This window comes from Streptomyces thermolilacinus SPC6 (assembly GCF_000478605.2).
In the GTDB taxonomy this organism is placed as follows: Bacteria; Actinomycetota; Actinomycetes; order Streptomycetales; family Streptomycetaceae; genus Streptomyces; species Streptomyces thermolilacinus.
In genome coordinates, this window is sequence record NZ_ASHX02000001.1 from 526,209 (window position 1) to 546,566 (window position 20,358).

The following is a 20,358-nucleotide window of genomic DNA, read 5'->3' on the forward strand; positions in this document are numbered from 1 at the left end:
CGGCACCGGGCGGGCCGGGCCGGGGCAGAGGCCCGCACCCCCGCCGGGCAGGCTCGGGGGTGCGGGGTGGCGGGGGCCGGGTGGGCCGGAGGATCAGGGGGCCGGGTCCGGAGGACGTGGGGCCGCGGCCGCCCCCTGTGGCCCGGGCACCCCGCCTGGCGTGACGTTTCGGCCAGGGGCCGCGGCTACACCCGCTGCCAGAGCGCCGGGGTGTTCGGCGGCTCCCAGCCGACCTGGGCCTGGTGCGTCTGGAGGCAGCGGTAGGTGGCGCCGCCGTACGTGACCTGGGCGCCGGCGTTGTACACCGTGCCCGCCGCCCACGTGCCGCCCGGCTCGCCCGGAGGCTCACCCGGCCCCGGGCCCGGGTCGGTCGTCGTGGTGAGCGTCAGCGCGTACGTCTGGAGCAGCGGGTTGATCGGCTGGTGGTACGTCGTGCCGCCCGTGCGGCAGTTGCCGGAGCCACCGGAGGTGACGCCCTGGGCCTGGCTGCCCGAGATGTACGAGCCGCCCGAGTCGCCCGGCTCGGCGCACACGGACGTGCGGGTCACGCCGCTGACCGTGCCCTCCGGGTAGGTGACGCTCGTGTTGTGCTGCTGGACCGTCCCGCAGTGCCAGCCGGTGGTGGACCCGGAGCGGCAGACCGACGCGCCGACGACGGCCTGCGTGGAGCCGGTGACCTGGACGTTCTGGCCGCTCGCGCCCTTGACGTACGGGGTGGAGCGCCAGTTGCTGTTGGCCGCCACCCACGCCATGTCGCGGCCCGGGAAGCTGGAGCCCTGGAAGGTGCCCTGGGCGACCTGGTTGAAGCCGCTGGTGGCGGTGCCCACGCGCCCGCAGTGCCCGGCGGTGGCGAAGCCGTGCTGGGTGCCCTTGGTGATGGCGAAGCCGACCGAGCAGCGGCCGCCGCCCATGTAGTACGCGTCGCCGCCCCGGATGTCGTAGAGGGCGCGCGGCCGTTCGGCGGACGTCTCGACGCGGACGAGGGACCGGTCGACGGCCGCGGTCTTCAGGAACGCCTCCGCTGCGGCCCGCTTGACGGCGTTGACGGTGACGGAGTTGGTGCGCACGTCCACGTACCAGACGGGCACGTCCCGGGTGTTGACGCGGGCGGCGGCCCGGTCGAGGGCGGACTTGGCGGCGTCGAGGCGGGCCAGGGTGTGGCGGACCACCCGGGCTTCGGCGCCCGCGGCGCGGATCGCGGAGGCGTCGGCGGGGTCCGTGGTGGCGACGGTGAGGGTCGCCGACTCGGCGCCCTGCACCCAGGCGCCCGCGTAGTCAGCGCCGAGGGTGCCGCCGAGGCGTCCGGCGACGGCTCCGGCCTCGGCCTCGTTGACCAGGCGGCGCTGGGCCTGGGACGCGCTCAGCCCCAAGTCCCGCTGCATCGCGGCCAGTACCTCGGGGGACGTCTTGTCGGCGCCCATGCTGACGGCCGCCGACGGGGTCGCGGCGGGCGGTGCGGGCGTCGCGGCCGCCGCGCCGGGGAGCGCGGTGAGCACGAGCGCGCCGACGGCGGCCGCGGCGGCGAACGCGGCTCCGGCGTGTCTGTGGAGCATCGGGTGTTCTCCTCGGGTTCGGTGGGGGTTCCGAAACCGTAGGTGTTGCCGAGCGGCCCTCAGAAGATGTCGTTTTTCCCTCTGTTCGGCGTTATGGGAGCGCCGACGCCCTCCAGGCGGCGTAACTGCGGCTGCGCGCGGCCGCCTCGGCGTGCGCGGCTCGCGCGTGGGCGACGACCGACGGGGCGGCGAGGCCGGCGGGGGTGTCGGGGTGCCAGCCGATGAGGTGGCGCCACACGAGGGGGGTGCCGGTGAGGGGCCGGGTGACGAGCCCGGCCGTGTCGGGGAACGTGGCGCGGCACAGGCCGACGGCGCGGCCGACCTGGACGAGGTGGACGCAGGACGCCGTGTCCGTCTCGTACACGCGGGCCGGGGTGAAGCCCGCGCGGGCGCAGGCGGCGTGGAAGCAGTCGGCGAAGCAGCCGTCGCCGGGTACGTCGGCCCAGGCGGCGTCGGCGAGGTCGGTCAGGTCCACCTGGTCGCGGGCGGCGAGCGGGTGGCCGGTGGGAAGCATGACGAAGACGGGGTCGGTGGCGATCTCCCGCCAGGTCAGCCGGTCGTCCTCGGGCGGGGCGCTGGTGCCGCAGGTGCCGATGAGCGCGTAGTCGAGGCGGCCCTCGGTGACGGCGGCGGCGATCTCCCGCTCGGACCACGAGGTGTGGGTGGTGACGGCGGCGCGCGGGTGGCTGGCGGCGAGCCGGTCCACGAGGGCGCCGAGGAGCGGGCCGTGGGTGCCGCCGAGCCGGTAGCGGCTGCCCGCGCCGCCCGCCGCGCCGCTGGCGAACCGTACGGCGTCGCGCTGGAGCTCGCTGACGGCGGGCAGCACGATCCGCGCCCGCTCCAGGACGAGCTCGCCGAGGGGCGTGGCCCGTACGCCGTGCCGCCCGCGTTCGAACAGCGCGCCTCCCAGTGCCCGCTCGATCCGCTTGAGCTGGGCGCTGAGGGCGGGCTGGGCCAGTCCGAGCGCGGTGGCGGCCTTGGTGAGGCTGCCCGCGTCGGCTATCGCCCGCACCGTCTTCAGATGCCGCAACTCGAGGTCCATGGCGGCAGCTTCGCCGCCCGGCACCGACGAGGCAAGACTCTGGTCCAGACCTGTGTGGCCGCTTTGGGGCAGCCGCCGCGAAATCCGTGGGAGGGGGTCTGTCGAGAGGGGGTCGGTCACGAGATATCTTGATGTCGAGCAATGTTACAGACGTGGAGCGGAGCACCCGGTGACTGACTCGACCATCATCTACACCCACACTGACGAGGCCCCGGCCCTGGCGACGTACTCGTTCCTGCCCGTGGTCCAGGCGTACGCCTCGACGGCCGGCGTCAGCGTCGAGACCCGCGACATCTCGCTGGCCGGGCGGATCATCGCCTCCTTCCCGGAGCACCTCCAGGAGGGGCAGCGGATCGAGGACGCCCTGGCCGAGCTCGGTGAGCTGGCCAAGACGCCCGGCGCCAACATCATCAAGCTGCCGAACATCTCGGCGTCGATCCCGCAGCTGAAGGCCGCCGTCGCGGAGCTCCAGGAGAAGGGCTACGCCCTCCCGGACTACCCGGACGACCCGAAGACCGACGAGGAGCGCGAGATCCGCGCCCGGTACGACAAGGTCAAGGGCAGCGCCGTCAACCCGGTCCTGCGCGAGGGCAACTCGGACCGCCGCGCCCCCGCCTCGGTCAAGAACTACGCCAAGGCGCACCCGCACCGCATGGGCGCCTGGACGGCCGACTCCAAGACGAACGTCGCCACGATGGGCACCGACGACTTCCGGTCCACCGAGAAGTCCACGGTGATCGCCGAGGACGGCACGCTGCGCATCGAGCTGGCCGGTGAGGACGGCTCGACGACCGTGCTGCGCGAGTCCGTGCCGGTGCTGGCGGGCGAGGTCGTGGACGCGTCGGTGATGCGCGTGGAGTCGCTGCGCGCGTTCCTCGCCGACCAGGTGGCCCGCGCCAAGGCCGAGGGCGTGCTGTTCTCCGTCCACCTGAAGGCGACGATGATGAAGGTCTCGGACCCGATCATCTTCGGTCACGTGGTCCGCGCGTTCTTCCCGAAGACCTTCGCCGCGTACGGTGACGTGCTCGCCGGCGCGGGCCTGAGCCCGAACGACGGCCTGGGCACGATCCTGAAGGGCCTGGACGCCCTGCCGCAGGGCGACGAGATCAAGGCGTCCTTCGACGCGGAGATCGCCGAGGGCCCGGCGCTCGCGATGGTCGACTCGGACCGCGGGATCACCAACCTTCACGTACCGAGCGACGTCATCGTGGACGCGTCCATGCCGGCCATGATCCGCACCTCGGGCCACATGTGGGGCCCGGACGGCCAGGAGGCCGACACGCTCGCGGTCCTCCCGGACAGCAGCTACTCCGGCGTGTACCAGGCCGTCATCGAGGACTGCCGTGCGAACGGCGCCTTCGACCCGGCGACCATGGGCTCCGTCCCGAACGTCGGCCTCATGGCGCAGAAGGCCGAGGAGTACGGCAGCCACGACAAGACCTTCGAGATCGCGGCGCCCGGCACGGTCCGCGTCGTGAACCAGGCCGGCCAGGTCGTCCTGGAGCAGCGGGTGGGCCGCGGCGACATCTTCCGCATGTGCCAGACCAAGGACGCGCCGATCAAGGACTGGGTGAAGCTGGCCGTCACCCGCGCCCGCGCCACCGGCGACCCGGCCGTCTTCTGGCTGGACGAGGGCCGCGCCCACGACGCGCGCCTCATCGAGAAGGTCAAGGCGTACCTGCCGGAGCACGACACCGAGGGCCTCCGGATCGAGATCATGTCGCCGGTCGAGGCGACCAAGTTCTCCCTGGAGCGCATCCGCCGGGGCGAGAACACCATCTCCGTCACCGGCAACGTGCTGCGCGACTACCTGACCGACCTGTTCCCGATCCTGGAGCTCGGCACGAGCGCCAAGATGCTGTCGGTCGTCCCGCTGATGAACGGTGGCGGCCTGTTCGAGACGGGCGCGGGCGGCTCCGCCCCGAAGCACGTCCAGCAGCTGGTCAAGGAGAACTACCTGCGCTGGGACAGCCTGGGCGAGTTCCTCGCGCTGGCCGTCAGCTTCGAGCACCTGTCGCAGGTCACGGACAACCCCCGGGCGAAGGTGCTGGCCGACACGCTGGACCGCGCCACGGCGACGTTCCTCAACGAGGACAAGTCGCCGACCCGCCGTCTCGGCGGCATCGACAACCGCGGCAGCCACTTCTACCTGGCCCTGTACTGGGCGCAGGAGCTGGCGCGGCAGACCGACGACACCGCGCTCGCGGAGGCGTTCGCGCCGCTCGCGAAGACCCTCACCGAGCAGGAGGGCACGATCGTCGAGGAGCTCATCGCGGTGCAGGGCGAGCCGGCCGACATCGGCGGCTACTACCAGCCCGACCCGGAGAAGGCGGCGGCGGTCATGCGCCCGTCGAGCACCTTCAACCAGGCGCTGGCGACGCTGGGCTGACGCCCGGCGGTCATCCGCCGACCACGTGCGCGGGCCGCGCCGGACACCAGTCCGGCGCGGCCCGCCGCCGTTCCCCCGAGCGGGGCCCCTCGCCGCGGCGCCGTGCCGCGCCGACCGCCGACGCCGCGAACCGGGCATATCCTGAAATGGACCTCGATACATTCTCCAAGATCTCCCTCTCCCCGCCGAGAGGGACGAGCTGAGGGGTGTCGCGATGGCACGCGCAGTGGGAATCGACCTCGGTACGACGAACTCGGTGGTCAGCGTCCTGGAGGGCGGTGAGCCCACCGTCATCACCAATACGGAGGGCGCCCGCACCACGCCGTCCGTGGTGGGCTTCGCCAAGAACGGCGACGTACTGGTGGGCGAGGTGGCCAAGCGCCAGGCCGTCACCAACGTGGACCGCACGGTCCGGTCCGTGAAACGGCACATGGGCGAGGCGGGCTGGCACTTCCCCGAGAAGGGCGACATCGACGGCAGGCGGTACACCGCGCAGGAGATCTCGGCACGCGTCCTCCAGAAGCTGAAGCGGGACGCCGAGGGATATCTGGGCGAGGACGTGAGGGACGCCGTGATCACGGTCCCGGCGTATTTCAACGACTCCCAGCGCACCGCCACCAAGGAGGCCGGTGAGATCGCGGGCCTGAACGTCCTGCGGATCATCAACGAGCCGACGGCGGCGGCGCTGGCGTACGGGCTGGACAAGGAGAACGACCAGACGATCCTCGTCTTCGACCTCGGCGGCGGCACCTTCGACGTGTCGCTCCTGGAGATCGGCGACGGCGTGGTCGAGGTGAAGGCCACCAACGGCGACACGCACCTGGGCGGCGACGACTGGGACCAGCGGGTCGTGGAGCACCTGGCGACCCGCTTCAAGAACGCGTACGGGATCGACCTGTCCAAGGACCGGATGGCGACGCAGCGCCTGCGCGAGGCGGCCGAGAAGGCGAAGATCGAGCTGTCCGCCGCCACGGAGACCTCGGTCAATCTGCCGTATCTGAGCGCCTCGGCGGAGGGGCCGCTGCACCTGGACGAGAAGCTGACCCGCGCCCAGTTCCAGCAGCTGACCGCCGACCTGCTGGAACGCTGCAAGATCCCGTTCCAGAACGCGATCAAGGACGCGGGCATCAAGGTCTCCGAGATCGACCACGTCATCCTCGTGGGCGGTTCCACCCGCATGCCCGCCGTGACGGAGCTGGTGAAGGAGCTGACCGGCGGCAAGGAGGCCAACAAGGGTGTGAACCCGGACGAGGTCGTCGCGATCGGCGCCTCGCTCCAGGCCGGTGTCCTCAAGGGTGAGGTCAAGGACGTCCTGCTCCTCGACGTGACCCCGCTGTCCCTCGGCATCGAGACCAAGGGCGGCATCATGACCAAGCTCATCGAGCGCAACACGACGATCCCGACGAAGCGCTCGGAGATCTTCACCACGGCCGAGGACAACCAGCCGTCGGTGCAGATCCAGGTCTACCAGGGCGAGCGCGAGATCGCCGCGTACAACAAGAAGCTCGGCATGTTCGAGCTGACCGGTCTGCCCCCGGCGCCGCGCGGCGTCCCGCAGATCGAGGTGTCCTTCGACATCGACGCCAACGGCATCATGCACGTCACGGCGAAGGACCTCGGCACCGGCAAGGAGCAGAAGATGACCGTCACCGGCGGCTCCTCGCTCCCCAAGGACGACATCGACCGGATGGTCCGCGAGGCGGAGCGCCACGCCGAGGAGGACCGTACGCGCCGGGAGGCCGCCGAGACCCGTAACCAGGGCGAACAGCTCGTCTACCAGACGGAGAAGTTCCTCACCGACAACGCCGACAAGGTGCCGGGCGAGATCAAGTCCGAGGTCGAGGAGGCGGTGAACGACCTGAAGGAGAAGCTGAAGGGCGAGGACACCGCGCGGATCCGCACCGCGACGGAGAAGGTCGCGGCCGTCTCCCAGAAGCTCGGCCAGGCCATGTACGCGCAGAGCGGCGCGGCGGGGGCGTCCGCCGAAGGCCCCGGCGGCGGCCCTGGTAACGGGGCACGGGACGAGGACGAGGTGGTGGACGCGGAGATCGTGGACGACGACGACCGGGCGCGGCGGGGAGGCGCCGGATGAGGCGGGAACGCTTCCGCGTCGAGAGCCGCCGGGACCGGCGCCTGATGCTGGCCCCGCCGCCGTCGGACCGCACCGGCCCGTCCGGGTCACCTCACGGCGTCGCCGGTGACGATGTCAGGAGTACGGCTCCGAGTGCCGCGGGCGGTGCGAACAGTGCCCGGCGGGGCACGGAGGCGCCGGACACCACGGGTCGCTCCGGCGCCCCGCCCTCGTCGAGCGCCCCGCCCGCCGGTCACACCACCGGCCCGGGCTCCGCGAGGGGCGCGGGACCCGGTGGCGCGGGCTCCGCGACCGGCGCGGGTGGCGGCGGGGTGGTGGCCGTGGCGGCGGCGCTGGGCGAGCGGACGCGTGACCTCCAGCGGCTCAAGGCGGAGTACGACAACTACCGCGGCCGGGTCCACCGCGACCGCCTCGCCGTCCGTGAGATCGCCGTGGCGAACGTCCTGGCCCGGCTGCTGCCCGTCCTGGACGCCGTCGCGGAGGCGGGTCGGAACGGGGAGCTGACGGGCGGGTTCCTGCGCGTGGCGCGACAGCTGGAGGACGAGCTGGCCGCGCTGGGGCTCGCGGCGTTCGGCGCGCCGGGCGAGCCGTTCGATCCGCGCGTCCACGAGGCGGTCGCGTACCGGGTGTCGGACGGCGTGGAGCGGCCGGTGTGCGCGGAGGTGGTGCGCCCCGGGTACCGGGTGGGCGGCCAGCTGCTGCGCCCCGCCGACGTCGTGGTGACGGGGCCACCCGCCGCCCGGTGAACGTGCGGGGCGGCGCGGCTGCGGGGAGGATGGTGCGACGGCGCGGCAGCCGTGGAAGCGGCCCAGGTGGTGAACGCGATGGATGCCCGGCACCCGACCCCCGGCGACGGTGACCCTGCGGCCGTCCCCCCTGCCACGGGCACGCCACCGCCACCGGAGCGGGACGCGCCGCCCGGGCAGGGCGTACCGCCCGGGGCCGGGGCGCGGGACGATGTCAGGGCCTCGCCGCCCGGGGGGCTCCTGGACATACTGAACGTCGCCGCCGTCGTGCTGGACGACCAGGGGCGGATCGTCCTGTGGAGCCCGCAGGCCGAGGACGTGTTCGGGTACACGGCGCAGGAGGCGCTCGGCCGGTTCGCGGCGCGGCTGCTGGTCCGCGAGGAGCACTTCGGCCTGGTCGTGGACCTGTTCGCGCAGGTCATGCACGAGGGGCTGAGCTGGGCCGGGGTGTTCCCGGTGCGGCACAAGGACGGCGGCACGCGGCTGCTGGAGTTCCGCAACATGCGGCTGCGCGGTGAGAGCGGCGACCTGTACGCGCTGGGCCTGGCCACCGACCAGTCCACGCTGCGCGCCGTGGAGCGGGACGTGGCGCTGTCCACCCGGCTGGTCGCGCAGTCCCCGATCGGGCTCGCCGTACTGGACACGAACCTGCGGTTCCTGTCGGTGAACCCGGCGCTGGCCCGGTTGACCGGCGTCCCCGCCGAGGAGCACACCGGCCGCACCCTGCGCGAGACGCTGTCGTTCCTCGATGTGGCGCCCGTCGAGTCGGCGCTGCGCCGGGTGCTGCGCACGGGCGCGCCGCTGGTCGACCAGACCCTGGTGGGGCGCGCCCCGGCGGACCCGGAGCAGGACCACGCCTGGTCGGTGTCGTACTACCGGCTGGAGGCCGGCAACGGCAAGGTGCTGGGCCTGGCGGTGTCCGTCGTGGACATCACGGACCGGCACGGCGCGGCGACCGAGGCGGCCCGCGCCCGGCAGCGGCTCGCCATGGTCGCCGACGCGTCGGTGCGGGTGGGGACGTCGCTCGACCTGGAGCGCACCGCCCGTGAACTGGCCGACCTCATGGTGCCGGACCTCGCCGACGCGGCCGCCGTGGACGTGCTGGACGCGGTGCTCCGTACGCCCGGGGAGCCCGGCGCGCCCGGGACGGCCACGGCGCGAAGGAGGCTGTTCCGCCCGTTGGCCACCGCCCCGGCGGGCGCGCGGGACGGCCGTGCGGGCGGGCACGCCGTTCCGTACGAGGCGGACGACGAGGGCCTGGTCGCGCGGTGTGTCGCGACGGGCGAGCCGTATCTCGTCCGCCGGGTCGCCGCCGCCGACCTGCCGCGCCTCGTGCGCGGCGGCGAGACCCCGGACGACCTGGCGCGGGAGGGCCTCCGCTCGTACCTGGTGGTGCCGCTGACCGCGCGGGGCACCGTGCTGGGCGCCCTGACGCTGCGCCGCACCCGCGCTCCGGAGCCGTTCGACGAGGACGACCTGGTCCTGGCGCGGGAGCTGGCGGGGCGCGCGGCCGTCGCCGTGGACAACGCCCGCTCCTACCAGCGGGAGCACGACACGGTGCTCACCCTCCAGCGCTCCCTCCTCCCCCACGCCCCGGAGCCGCGCCCCGGCCTGGACCTCGCGCACCGCTACGCACCGGCGGGCGCGGCCGGGGAGGTCGGCGGCGACTGGTTCGACGTGATCCCGCTCGCCGACGACAAGACGGCGCTGGTCGTGGGCGACGTCATGGGCAGCGGTGTCTCGGCGGCCACCACCATGGGCCAGCTGCGCACGACGACCCGGGCGCTCGCGGACCTGGACCTGGACCCGGCGGAGCTGCTGCGCCATGTGGACCGCAGCACGACGGGCCTGCGGGACTCGACGGCGACCTGCGTGTACGGGGTGTACGACCCGCGCCGCCGGGAGTTCCGGGTCTCCAACGCGGGCCACCTGCCTCCGGTGCGCGTCCCCCCGGACGGTCCGCCCCGGCTCGTCGGCCTGCCGACCGGGGTGCCGCTGGGCGTCGGCGGGGTGCCGTTCGACACGACGACGGTCGCCCTGGGCGCGGGCGACCGGCTGGTGCTGTACACGGACGGCCTGGTCGAGGTGCGGAGCCAGTCCATCGACACGCGCCTGGAGCGGCTGCTCGCCCTGCTGCGGGACACGGGCGGCCGGTCGCTGGACGCGGTGTGCGACGAGGTACTGGAGGCCATGCGGGACCCGGAGGTGCACGACGACGTGGCGCTGCTGGTCGCCCGCGTCCACTGACCGTCCCGGGAGGCCCGGGCGCGGTGGCCGTTCTTGGGGGACGATGGAAGGGCAAGAGGAGCCCGACGGCGAGGAGGTCGTGGTGACAGCCGACGGCACGGGGCGCCCCGCCTCGCGGCAGGCGCCGCCCTTGGTGATCGAGTCGGCCGTGGGAGGACGGGCCGTCCTGGTGTTCTCCGGGGAGCTGGAGGCGCACGCGGTGGGCCCGCTGGAGGAGAAGCTCGGGGACCCGCGCCTGCGGGACGCGGCCGAGTGGGAGCTGCGCATGCACGGGCTGACCCGCCTGGACCTGCCCTGCGCGTACGCGCTGCTCCGCGCGGCCACGGTCCGCGACACCCCGGCCGTGCTGCATGTGCGCGGCGCGCACCGCGGCGTACGGCGGTCGCTGCGGGAAGCGGGCCTCGACACGGTGGCGACGTTCGAGGGCTGAGCCCCGCCTCCCGGGCCTCCGGCCCGTAGTGCCCGGCGCCCCTCACCCGGCGTACGCCACCCACTGGGTCCACAGCGGCAGCAGGAGCAGCGCGACGACCGAGCTCTTGACGACGAGCGCGGCGGACAGGTCCACGCTCACCTCGTAGCGCTGGGCGAAGACGAACAGGTTCTGCGGGGCGGGCATCGCGGCGATCAGGACCAGGTGGTGCAGCCAGTCGCCGTCCACCCCGAAGCCGTAGCGGCACACGGCGAAGGCGAGCAGCGGGAACGCCACGCATTTGAAGGCGACGAGCCACATCTCCTCCGCGGTCGTGTCGCGGACCTTCAGCCCCGTTCCGCCGAGGTGCAGCCCGAGGGCGAACAGCGCCACGGGCGAGGCGCTCTGGCCGACGAACGCGGAGCTGTCGAGGACGACCTCCGGCACGCGCACGGCGAGCAGGTTGAGCACGATGCCCGCGTTGCAGGCGATCACGACCGGGGTGGCCAGGGAGGCGACGACGGCCGAGCCGAGCCGTCGGCCGGGGCCTCCGGCGCGGTCGGCCCGGCCCAGCTCCATGATCGCGATGATGACCAGGGACAGCACGCAGACCTGGAAGAGCAGGACGGGGAAGACCGGTGCCGCGTTCCCGAACAGCATGATGAAGACCGGGACGGCGAAGTACGCCGTGTTGACCTGGACGGCCGCCATGATGCGCAGGGCCACGCCGCGCGGGTCGCGCACACCGAACGCCCAGGCCACGGCGCCCGCCAGGACGACGGCGGCGCCGGTCGCGGCCGCGTAGCCGGTGATCGCCCGCCAGTCGAACAGGGCGGCCAGGTCGCTGCGGTAGATGTTGCCGAACAGGAAGCACGGCACCGCGAAGAGGAACGCGTAGTCGGCGAAGACCTTGGAGCTGTCGGCCGGGACCACCTTCCGCCGTGCGAGGAGCACCCCGCACCCGAAGGCCAGCACCACCGGCGCCAGCTTCTCCAGAGCCCCCACCGCTCCCATGCGCGTACCCCCGCCTCCCCGCCCGTGTCACCTCAGCGCCACTGATCATCCTCCGCTGGCGGCGGGCCCGTTCAGCCGGTGGTGCCGTCGGCCCACCCGACCGCTCGGCCCGGTCCGGCCGACGGGTGGTGCCGGGTGAGTACACGTACTCATGTGCCAACGCCGTGGCGGGGGCACGGTACTGGGATGAGAAAGCCGCCATCGGCGTCGCCGGTCGCCCCGGACCCCGCCCCGACGCCCCGCCGCGCGAAGGGCGGCCGGGGCGCGGACATCGCGACGTCCTGTGCGCTGGTCGTGCTGGAGCTGGTGGCCCTGGCGGCGATCCTGCTCGTGTGGCCGTTCCTCGACCACTTCGAGCTCGACCCGCAGGCCTCCCGAAAGCCCTTCACCCTCTGGGACTACCTCCCCGCCGTCGCGGTCCTCGGCGGTCTGGTGCTGCTGGCCGCCGCCCTGGCCGCGCGGGCGCGCGCCACGGTGACGGTCGTCTCCCAGCTCGTGACGGGCGTACTGATCGCTGTCGTGGTGTTCGGCGGCGTGGCGCTCCAGCGGCACGAGGACGAGCGGAACAGGCCCGTCCCCGCCCCGACCGGCTTCACCGGCTGCCGCAGCGGCGGCGACTCCAGCGACTGCCCCGGCGGCTGACCTCGGCTCGCTAGCGCGGTCCCGGGGCGTGCGCCCCTTGTCTGCCCTGCGCGGGCACGGATTGACCGGCTCCGTGTTCTCGCCGGGGCGTCGGCAGCCGTACTCCGAACCGCCGCGCGGTACGTCGTCCAAGGCGCGGCAGGGAGGTGTAGAAGCGGTCCGGCAGGAAGACCGCGTCCGCGATGATCATGGCGCCCGAGAAGACCGGCAGCCCCAGCAGCACGGCGATGCCGAGATGCGTGGCCAGCAGCAGGGCGAGGACGGGGTACTTGAGCCTGCCGAACAGGACGAAGGGGAAGGCGACCTGCGTGAGGACGGTCAGGTAGCTGATGGCCGCGATCGCGAGCGGGTACTGGTCGAGGAAGTGCGAGAGCGCGGGCCACGGCTGGAAGAGCCGAAGGTGCAGCACGTAGTGGAGAGCGGTGCCGTCGGCCCAGAAGGAGCCCTGGACCTTGTACAGGCCGGCCGATCCGTACAGGAAGCAGACCTGCGCGGCGATGACGAAGACACCGCAGTTGTGCACCACCGTGGTCAGGGTGTCGCGGGCGTCCCGGAACCGCTGCCCGGAAGGGCTCTTCACGCGCTTCGGCGTGTGCGGGGCACGCGTCGCCTTCCTCCGCGTTCTGCGCGCGTCGAGGGACCAGCGCCGCCCGCACGCGGTGAGCACGAGGTAGAGGGACATCAGGAGAACGAGGTTGTCTCCCCCGTCCGTCATGAAGATGGACCGCGCGTGGAAGGAGGTCACGACGACGGCGAAGAGGACGGACATGGCACGGGTCCGCCAGCCCAGCATGAACAGCGCGGACGTCAGGAGAGCCGCCGCGTAGCACAGCTCGAAGTACGCGCGGCTGTCGGACAGCAGCAAGAAGCTCTGCCAGCCCGTCTGCTCGGAGAGCTGCGCCGCCAGTGCGGGGGTCCACGGTGAGTCCGGGCCCCAGATCTGGTGACGGTGGGGGAATTCGCGCAGCAGGAAGACCAGGTAGAGCAGCCCGTACCCGATGCGCAGCACGGACGTGGCGTACAGGGATACCGGCCGGTTGGTGACGAGCGTCCAGAGAGCGCCGTCCCGGAGGCGGAGCCCGGGTCGTTCCGGGCCTTCGGCCGGTGCGGCTCGTCCCGTCGTCGGGCCCGCCGCTTCCGCGGCGGCGGGTGTCTCGCGCGTCGGCTCATTTCCCATGAGGAGTGACCTTCCACCAGGGCAGGAGACGGTTCTCGACCGGCTTCGGGGCGCTGTCGGCTCCGGATTCCGGGACGGGGAGCGTGACGACGCGGAGCTGAATGAAGTCGAAAGCGTCGTCGTCGTAGTGCTGGGCCACGCGGTCCGCAGCGATGTTGCTCAGGTAATCCCGCATCATCACGGCCCGTTCCGAACGCGCCGTGTCTCCCTCCCCGTGTGTTTCGACATAGGAAGTCCACGCGCGGCGCAACAGGTTCTGGGCGGTGTGGCTGGGAAATGCCTGGTGCTTGATCCCGGCCTCGTCAACGGCCGTCAGATCGAACCACGGGCCGACCCGCATCGCCCCACCGGAGCCGGCGTGTGCGGTTCTGGCCAGGATCTGACGGTTGACGGAGTCGGGGTTGGGTGCGAAAAGCCGCCAATTCTGCTCGAAGAGGGGATACACCCACGCGTCGATCTGTTTGCCGTACTTCCTGGAGACGGGATTGGCGGGTGCCACATGAAAAAAGACGAGAACGAGGTGGATCAGGGTGACCGCCAGGCAGAGGAACACGGTCGCGCGGAGCGCCACTTCCAGCACTCGCGCACCCGCACTCCGCTTCCGGGACGGCTCCGATCCACTATCCCTTTCACCCGGCGAGCCCGAATGGATCTGCTCGCCTTCCCGCACTTCCGCCGGTTCGATTCGGCTCGACACCGTCCACCTTGCCTTCATCCAGCTGTCAAAGACGACTGATCCAGCGGAGACGCCCGGCGGCGCGCGGCGAAATCGTTGAGATTTCGCCGCACGCCGTCATCCGGAGAACGCGCCGTCCGCAAACTTCCCGTCAGCCGTTGTCGCCGTGGTGCTGCTACGGCTTCGGCGCGTCGCCGTAGCCGTAGTTGCCGCCGGGCTGCTTGCCGTGGCCCTCGTCCGGCTGACCACCCTTGCCGTGGTCCTTCCCCTGACCGGGACCACCGGGCTTGTCGCCCTTGCCGTGGTCGTCCCCGCGACCGGGACCGCCGGGCCTGTCGCCCTTGCCGTGGTCGTCCCCGTGACCGGGACCGCCGGGCCTGTCGCCCTTGCCGTGGTCGTCCCCGTGACCGGGACCACCGGGCTTGTCACCCATGCCGCCGATGAGGTTCCCGGCGATGTTGCCCGAGGTGTTGCCGGAGGTGACGTTGTTGCCGGCGGTGTTGCCCGCGATGTTGCCGGAGGTCGTTCCCACGGTTCCCCCGCCGGTGACGAGCGGTCCGCCCAGGAGGCCACCGCCGATCAGACCCACGGTCGTCCCGGTCGTCGCGCCGGTCGTCGTCCCGGTGGTGGTGCCCGTCGTGGTGCCGTTCGTCGTCCCGGTCGTCGTACCGTTCGTCGTCCCGGTCGTCGTGGTCGAGCAGTCACCCGGGAAGATCCGGTTGTTGTCGAGCGTCACGGCGCCGTTGCGGGCCAGCGCACGACCCTGGATGTTCGTTCCGGTGGTCACGCTGATCGAGGTCAGGGCCATGATGGTGCCCACGAAGGTGGAATTCGTACCGAGGGTGGCCGAGCTTCCGATCTGCCAGTACACGTTGCACGCCGAGGCGCCGTTGGTGAGCAGCACCCTGCTGGAGGAAGCCGTCGTCAGGGCTTCGGGGATCTGGAACACCCAGACCGCGTTCGGGTTTCCGCCGGCGTCCAGGACCAGGTCGCCGGTGAGCCCGACGCCGGACACCGCGGTGTAGACGCCGGGAAGCAGGGTGTCGCCGTTACCGATTCCCGCCGCGAGAGCGAAATCCGTGGCCTGGCTGGCGGCATTGTTGTACGCCGTGACCAGATCACTCTTCGCGTTGTTCGCCACCTGATCCGCCGCGTGCACGGTGCCGAGCACCTGGCCCGGAGGGAATCCGGAGATGGCGGTACCCGGGCTCACCCCGAGATCCTGGCTGAGCACGGTGGGGCCGGTGTTGGTGACTTCCGAACCGGCCAGAACCGAGAAACTCGCGGCCGTGCCCAGGGGGACGGGGGTGGCGATGGCCAGTGCCGGGGACGGCGTGACGGCGACCATCACAGCGGCAACCGTTCCGGCGAGGCCGGTGGCAAGCCATCCGGACAAGGAGCGGCACTTGGAGCGGCACTTGTCCGCTGAGATCATTTTCAGCTTCATCGAGAGGTGGTTCCTGTCGGAGAGAGCCGCGGCTTACCGGGCGCTATCGATCGCCCGGAGCCTTACGATTGGGTGGGATATTACACAGCAATGCCTCTGCGGCCGCCTTTATCAGGAAGGCGTCGGGAATATTCGGAAGGCAATAACTCAGGACGCGCAAGCATTCTTGAATACATACGAACGATGATCTGAACCCGCGCGGCTCGCGACCGTCCCCCCGCCCAAACGCCGGGAGGCCGTTTCGGATCTCTCCGGAACGGCCTCCCGACCAACGACTGCCACAAGCCGGGGCGACAGGATGTGCATCCCGCGACCTCTTGCCCCCAGGAATTCGGGTTACCGGATCATCCGGATGGACGGGCCGGCGTCGCGGCTCGGCCTTGCCCGGTTCGACCACGCGCACGGCCTTGCGGCCGCCCGGCGGGCCGCCGCCATACGGGGACCGGTTCCTCTCGGTCACGTACTCGGGCCCGTGCCCGCGTCGGCTTCTTCGGTTCGCGGATGGTCGCGACAGCACCGCGGCCACGTGACCGCGGTGTCGTCGGCGGCGTTCCCGCCTCCGAGTCCGGCTCCGCCCGCAGCCACTCCCGTACGAGGACGGCCGCCTCCCGGCGGGAATACGGGGCGTCGTCGTACATGGCGGGGCCTCGGCGTCTCGACGCCTCTGGCCGCTTCGCCGTGGCTCAGTCGACGGTGACGGTACAGGTGATGCGCTCGGCGCCTGGGAGGGGGGTGATCGCCCTGACCGCGCGGGCGCGCGCCAGGGCGTCAGTGCGTGTGGTCGCCCGGCGCCCTGGCGGCCGGGGCGGTGCCGCCCGCATGGACGGTGAAGGCGGCCGTACGCACCGTGCCGTCGTGCTGGAAGTCGAGGAAGAGCCGGTACGCGCCGGGGCTCGGAGCCGTGGCCGTGAAGGAGACCTCGGGCCCCGGGCCGCCCTTGTTGGGGTGGACGTGCAGGTAGGCGAGGTCACCCTCGCGCAGGGCGACGAGATGCCCGTACGCCCCCAGGTACGGCTCCAGGTCGGTGACCGGCTTCCCGCCCTTGCCGACCGTCAGCTTCAGCTCGCTCGGCCTGCCAGGCACCGGTGTCCCGTCGAGCGTGACCCGGTACCCGTCCACCTCCGCGGTCTTCGCGGCGGCGGGCAGCGGCCGGGGCGTGTACGTCCCCGCCACCGAGAGGTCGACGCCCAGCGTGAGGCCCTTGGCGCCATTGGCCGCAGGGGTGAAGTCGGCGAACGCCTTGTACCCGCCCCCCACCGGCAGATCGACCTCGGTGGACCAGGTCCCGTCAGCGGCCCGCACGGGGTGCAGGTGGCGGTAGACCGTCAGGTCGCGCGAGGCGACGATGAGGTGCAGCTCCTTGCCGTGTTCGGTCTTGTACGCGGTGACCTTGCGGCCGCTGCCGTCCTGGATCGAGAACCTCACCACGCTCCGCCCGGCCGCGACGCGCGGGGTCTCCAGAGCCAGTGTGTACCCGCCCTCGGAGACCTGGAGGCCACCCGCCGCGGCGCCCTGACCCGCCTCGTCATGACTCGCGTGCCCGCCGTCCCCCGCCTTCGTCGGGGCGGCGTGCTCCGTGTGTACCGCCTTCGGTTCGTCCACGGGCCCGACGGCCGTGCCGAGCCCGTAGGCGGCCCCGAAGGTCGCGGCAAGCGCGGCGGCGAAGGCGGTGATCTTCACTCCGGTGTTCATGGCTGCTCTCCCGTAGGGCAGGTAGGCGCTCACTGCGACTCACTGCACCTCACAATACCCCCAGGGGGTACTGAGTCAAGCCGGGTCGGCGGCTTGCGGGAAATACGCACGGGGGGTATACAGGGACCCAGTCGGATACCCCTGAGGGGTATCCAGGATCCGGCATTCCACAACCAAGGAGGCTCTCATGTCGTCGTCCTCGTCCTGCTGTACTCCTGACGGCAGCTGCTCCACCGGCGCCCCCACGTCCACGACCGCAGTCACCGTCGCGGACACGACCGTCATCGCGTTCCGCGTGTCCGGTATGACGTGCGGTCACTGCGAGAGCGCCGTCACCCGGTCCCTCGGCGCCCTGGAGGCCGTGGTCTCCGTCTCCGTCGATGTGGCGAACGGCCTGGTCACCGTCACCACCATCGGCGAGCCCGACGAGGCCGCGATCGCCTCGGCGGTCGATGACGCCGGGTACGAGCTGACCGGCCGCGCCTGACCCGCCCCCTGTCGCCGCCGGCCCCACCCGGGCCGCCGGGGCCCGTCCGTACGGCCGGGCCCCGGCCTCACCGCGCGCGGGCCGGTGGCCGAGGTGCCGGGCCGCCCGGGGTGCCCGGCCGTACGTATGGTCCACGGCGTCAGGAAGGCGGCGGCCAGGGATGTGACGGCCAGGACGCCGAAAAGGTGTTCGTAACCGCCGAGGGGTGCCACCAGGGCGGCTCCCACGAAGGGGGCCAGAGCCGCGGCGGCGGTCACGGGCGCCGCGAGCAGTCCGGAGAGGCGGCCGTAGTGGGTGGCGCCCCAGCGGTCGGTGATGGCGGTGGCCTGGAGCAGGGTGAGGTTGCCGCGGACCGTTCCGGCCGCGACGGACAGGGCGACGAGCAGGGCGTAGGGGCCGGGTACGGCGGCCAGGGCGGCTGTGGTGAGGCCGCCGAGCGCGATGAGGATCGTCGTGCGGGCCGTGGCGGTGGTACGTCGGGCGAGGGTGGCGTACAGGGCGCGGCCGAGGGTCTGTCCGGCGCCACCGAGGCCGAGGGCCCAGGCGGCCTGGCTGGTGGTGTACCCGCGTTCCAGGAGAAGGGGGACGAGGGCGACGACGACGGCGTACATCGCGAAGCCGGACAGGGTGAAGGCGGCGGCGAGCAGCAGGAACGGCCGGCTGCGCGCGGCGCCTTCAGTGCCTTCGGGGCCTTCGGCCCGGTGCGCAGGGCTGGTTGACGCGTCAGGCCAGGGTGCGCGCAGGGCCAGGGCGTGGGCGGGGATGGTGACGACGGCGAGGATGCCGGCGAGCACGAGGTAGGTGTGGCGCCAGGACAGGTGATCGGCGAGGGCCGCGGTCAGTGGCGCGAAGACGGTGGAGGCGAGCCCGCCCGCGAGGGTGACGATCGTCAGGGCGCGCACGTGATCGGGGGCCCACCAGCGGGTGAGGGCGGCGAACGCGGGCTGGTAGAAGGTGGCGGCCATCGCGAGTCCGGCCAGCGCCCAGCCGGTGACGAAGACCGGGACGTCGGGGGCCGAGGCCACGATGAGCAGGCTGATGACGCCGAGCACCGAACCGACGGTCATGACGGTGCGGGGGCCGCGGCGGTCCAGGATGCGGCCGACGCGGATTCCGGCGAGGGCGGAGACGACGAGAGCGAGGGAGAACGCCGCGGTGGTCGCCCCGGCCGGCCAGCCGGTCGCGGCGGTGATCTGCGGATTGAGGACGGGGAACGCGTAGAAGACGACGCCCCAACCAGTGATCTGCGTGGCACAGAGGGCGGGCAGGGCGGCGCGAGGCCGCGACCGCTCCCCTGTTCCGGTCGCGACCCCGCCCTCGCGGGTGTCCGGGTCGGTCACGAGCCGCAGCAGCCACCCGCCGGGGCCCGATCGGCCGCCGCCCCGATCGCGGCGGGGGCGCCGAGCTGGACGAGCTGCGGGGTGGGCGCGCAGCAGCCGTCCGCCTTCTGGGCGTCGGGAGCGTCGAACAGGCCGGCGCCGCCGCAGACCCCGGTCTCGGGAAGGGTGAGCTCGACGCGGTCGGCGGACTCGAGGTCACCGGCGATCGCGGCGGCAACGGAGCGGACTTGCTCGTAGCCGGTCATCGCCAGGAAGGTCGGGGCGCGGCCGTAGGACTTCATCCCGACCAGGTACACGCCGGTTTCGGGGTGGGAGAGCTCGCGGTGGCCGTGGGGGTAGACGGTGCCGCAGGAGTGCTGGTTGGGGTCGATCAGCGGCGCGAGCGCGATCGGCGCCTGGAGGCGTTCGTCTAGGCCGAGGCGCAGCTCGCCCAGGAAGGACACGTCGGGGCGGAAGCCGGTCAGCACGATCACCTCGTCGACCGGGTCCAGGCGGCGGCCGTCCTCACCGACCAGGATCAGGCGGCCGTCGCCGTCGCGCTCGATCGCCTCGGTGCGGAAGCCGGTGACCGCGTCGGCGTGGCCCTCGTCGACGGCGGCCTTCGCCGCCAGGCCCAGCGCGCCGCGCGCCGGGAGCTGGTCGGCTTCGCCGCCGCCGAAGGTGGAGCCCGAGATGCCCCGGCGCAGGATCCACACCCCCTTCGTGCCCGCGCCGTCGACCGACTTGGCGAGGTCGGCCAGGTACGCGAGGGCGGTGAAGGCCGAGGCGCCGGAGCCGATCACGGCAGTGCGCTTGCCCGCGTGCCGGGCCCGGACAGCCGGGTCCTTCAGGTCCGGGACACGGTAGGTGATCCGGTCCGCGGCGGCCTTCTCACCGAGGGCCGGCAGGCCGCTGCCGCCCGCCGGGGACGGCGTGGCCCAGGTACCGGAGGCATCGACGACCGCGCGGGCGAGGACGCGGTCCTCTCGGCCGTCGGCATCGGCGAGGTGCACGACGAACGGCTGCTGCTCCCGGTCGGCGTCCACGATCCGGTCCCGGCCGGCCCGGGACACGCCGGTGACAGTCGCACCGACGCGGACGCGGTCGCCCAGGACGTCGGCGAGCGGCTGCAGGTAGAGGTCGGCCCAGTCGCCGCCGGAGGGGTAGGCGGCCGGGTCGGGCCTTGCCCAGCCGGTAGGGGCGAGGAGCTTCTCGGCGGCCGGGTCGACGAGTTCGCCCCAGGTGGAGAACAGGCGCACGTGGCTCCACTCCCGGACCGCGGAGGCGGCGGCCGGTCCCGCTTCCAGGACCAGAGGCTCGATACCGCGCTCGACGAGGTGGGAGGCAGCGGCCAGGCCCGTGGGGCCCGCTCCGATGACGACGACGGGGAGCTGCTGGGTGCTCATGATGCTCGGTCTCCTTGTGG

General features: G+C 72.7%; 15 protein-coding genes and 1 pseudogene. 7 read left to right on the top strand and 9 right to left on the bottom strand.

All coding sequences use genetic code 11. The features are described 5' to 3' along the window. Nucleotides 1-185 precede the first annotated feature (185 nt). Together J116_RS02325 and J116_RS02330 are read right to left on the bottom strand one after the other, a co-directional pair. Nucleotides 186-1,553, bottom strand: coding sequence for an alpha-lytic protease prodomain-containing protein (locus J116_RS02325; RefSeq protein WP_023590970.1), 1,368 nt, complete (start codon nucleotides 1,551-1,553; stop codon nucleotides 186-188). A gap of 91 nt (nucleotides 1,554-1,644) precedes the next feature. Next, nucleotides 1,645-2,595, bottom strand: coding sequence for a LysR family transcriptional regulator (locus J116_RS02330; RefSeq protein WP_023590969.1), 951 nt, complete (start codon nucleotides 2,593-2,595; stop codon nucleotides 1,645-1,647). Nucleotides 2,596-2,764: 169 nt separating this feature from the next. On the opposite strand from J116_RS02330, the gene J116_RS02335 reads away from it, so the two are divergent. The 5 genes from J116_RS02335 to J116_RS02355 all read left to right on the top strand — a co-directional run bounded on the left by J116_RS02335 (nucleotide 2,765) and on the right by J116_RS02355 (nucleotide 10,499). Further along, nucleotides 2,765-4,984 carry an NADP-dependent isocitrate dehydrogenase gene (locus J116_RS02335; RefSeq protein ID WP_023590968.1) on the top strand — a complete coding sequence of 740 codons (2,220 nt, stop codon included), beginning with the start codon at nucleotides 2,765-2,767 and terminating at the stop codon, nucleotides 4,982-4,984. Nucleotides 4,985-5,198: 214 nt separating this feature from the next. Further along, the gene (dnaK, locus tag J116_RS02340; RefSeq protein WP_023590967.1) at nucleotides 5,199-7,076 is read left to right on the top strand and encodes a molecular chaperone DnaK; all 1,878 of its coding nucleotides are present in this window, start codon (nucleotides 5,199-5,201) and stop codon (nucleotides 7,074-7,076) included. 320 nt (nucleotides 7,077-7,396) lie between these two features. Further along, nucleotides 7,397-7,822, top strand: a complete 426-nt coding sequence (gene grpE, locus J116_RS30665; protein ID WP_268810579.1) for a nucleotide exchange factor GrpE — start codon at nucleotides 7,397-7,399, stop codon at nucleotides 7,820-7,822. Between the two features lie 78 nt (nucleotides 7,823-7,900). Next, entirely contained in the window at nucleotides 7,901-10,069 is a 2,169-nt protein-coding gene (locus J116_RS02350) for a SpoIIE family protein phosphatase (protein ID WP_079147850.1), read from the top strand. Nucleotides 10,070-10,112: 43 nt separating this feature from the next. Beyond that, nucleotides 10,113-10,499: an STAS domain-containing protein gene (locus tag J116_RS02355; RefSeq protein WP_023590964.1), complete on the top strand. Its 387-nt coding sequence runs from the start codon at nucleotides 10,113-10,115 to the stop codon at nucleotides 10,497-10,499. A 42-nt stretch (nucleotides 10,500-10,541) separates the two neighbouring features. On the opposite strand, the gene J116_RS02360 is transcribed toward J116_RS02355, so the two are convergent. Further along, the gene (locus J116_RS02360; RefSeq protein WP_023590963.1) at nucleotides 10,542-11,492 is read right to left on the bottom strand and encodes an AEC family transporter; all 951 of its coding nucleotides are present in this window, start codon (nucleotides 11,490-11,492) and stop codon (nucleotides 10,542-10,544) included. A 186-nt stretch (nucleotides 11,493-11,678) separates the two neighbouring features. On the opposite strand from J116_RS02360, the gene J116_RS02365 reads away from it, so the two are divergent. Then, nucleotides 11,679-12,134 carry a DUF6234 family protein gene (locus J116_RS02365; protein WP_023590962.1) on the top strand — a complete coding sequence of 152 codons (456 nt, stop codon included), beginning with the start codon at nucleotides 11,679-11,681 and terminating at the stop codon, nucleotides 12,132-12,134. A gap of 10 nt (nucleotides 12,135-12,144) precedes the next feature. On the opposite strand, the gene J116_RS02370 is transcribed toward J116_RS02365, so the two are convergent. The 4 genes from J116_RS02370 to J116_RS02385 form a co-directional block, all read right to left on the bottom strand. Next, complete coding sequence (locus tag J116_RS02370) at nucleotides 12,145-13,311, bottom strand: HTTM domain-containing protein (RefSeq protein ID WP_023590961.1); 1,167 nt, start codon at nucleotides 13,309-13,311, stop codon at nucleotides 12,145-12,147. Then, nucleotides 13,301-13,891, bottom strand: a complete 591-nt coding sequence (locus tag J116_RS02375; RefSeq protein WP_023590960.1) for a DUF5819 family protein — start codon at nucleotides 13,889-13,891, stop codon at nucleotides 13,301-13,303. Before J116_RS02375 ends, J116_RS02370 begins: the two co-directional genes overlap by 11 nt. Nucleotides 13,892-14,162: 271 nt before the next feature. Further along, nucleotides 14,163-15,434 (bottom strand): ice-binding family protein, encoded by a 1,272-nt coding sequence (locus J116_RS02380; protein WP_028964745.1) that lies wholly within the window; start codon nucleotides 15,432-15,434, stop codon nucleotides 14,163-14,165. Nucleotides 15,435-16,202: 768 nt separating this feature from the next. Beyond that, nucleotides 16,203-17,126, bottom strand: a complete 924-nt coding sequence (locus J116_RS02385) for a hypothetical protein (protein ID WP_023590958.1) — start codon at nucleotides 17,124-17,126, stop codon at nucleotides 16,203-16,205. Between the two features lie 187 nt (nucleotides 17,127-17,313). On the opposite strand from J116_RS02385, the gene J116_RS28215 reads away from it, so the two are divergent. After that, a complete protein-coding gene (locus J116_RS28215) occupies nucleotides 17,314-17,613 on the top strand; it encodes a heavy-metal-associated domain-containing protein (protein WP_023590957.1) in 300 nt (99 codons plus the stop codon). 407 nt (nucleotides 17,614-18,020) lie between these two features. Here the strand turns inward: J116_RS28215 and J116_RS02395 are convergent. Beyond that, nucleotides 18,021-18,806 (bottom strand): annotated as a pseudogene (locus J116_RS02395) (MFS transporter); the annotation flags it as partial. A 143-nt stretch (nucleotides 18,807-18,949) separates the two neighbouring features. Beyond that, a complete protein-coding gene (locus J116_RS02400; protein ID WP_023590955.1) occupies nucleotides 18,950-20,338 on the bottom strand; it encodes an FAD-dependent oxidoreductase in 1,389 nt (462 codons plus the stop codon). Nucleotides 20,339-20,358 lie beyond the last annotated feature (20 nt).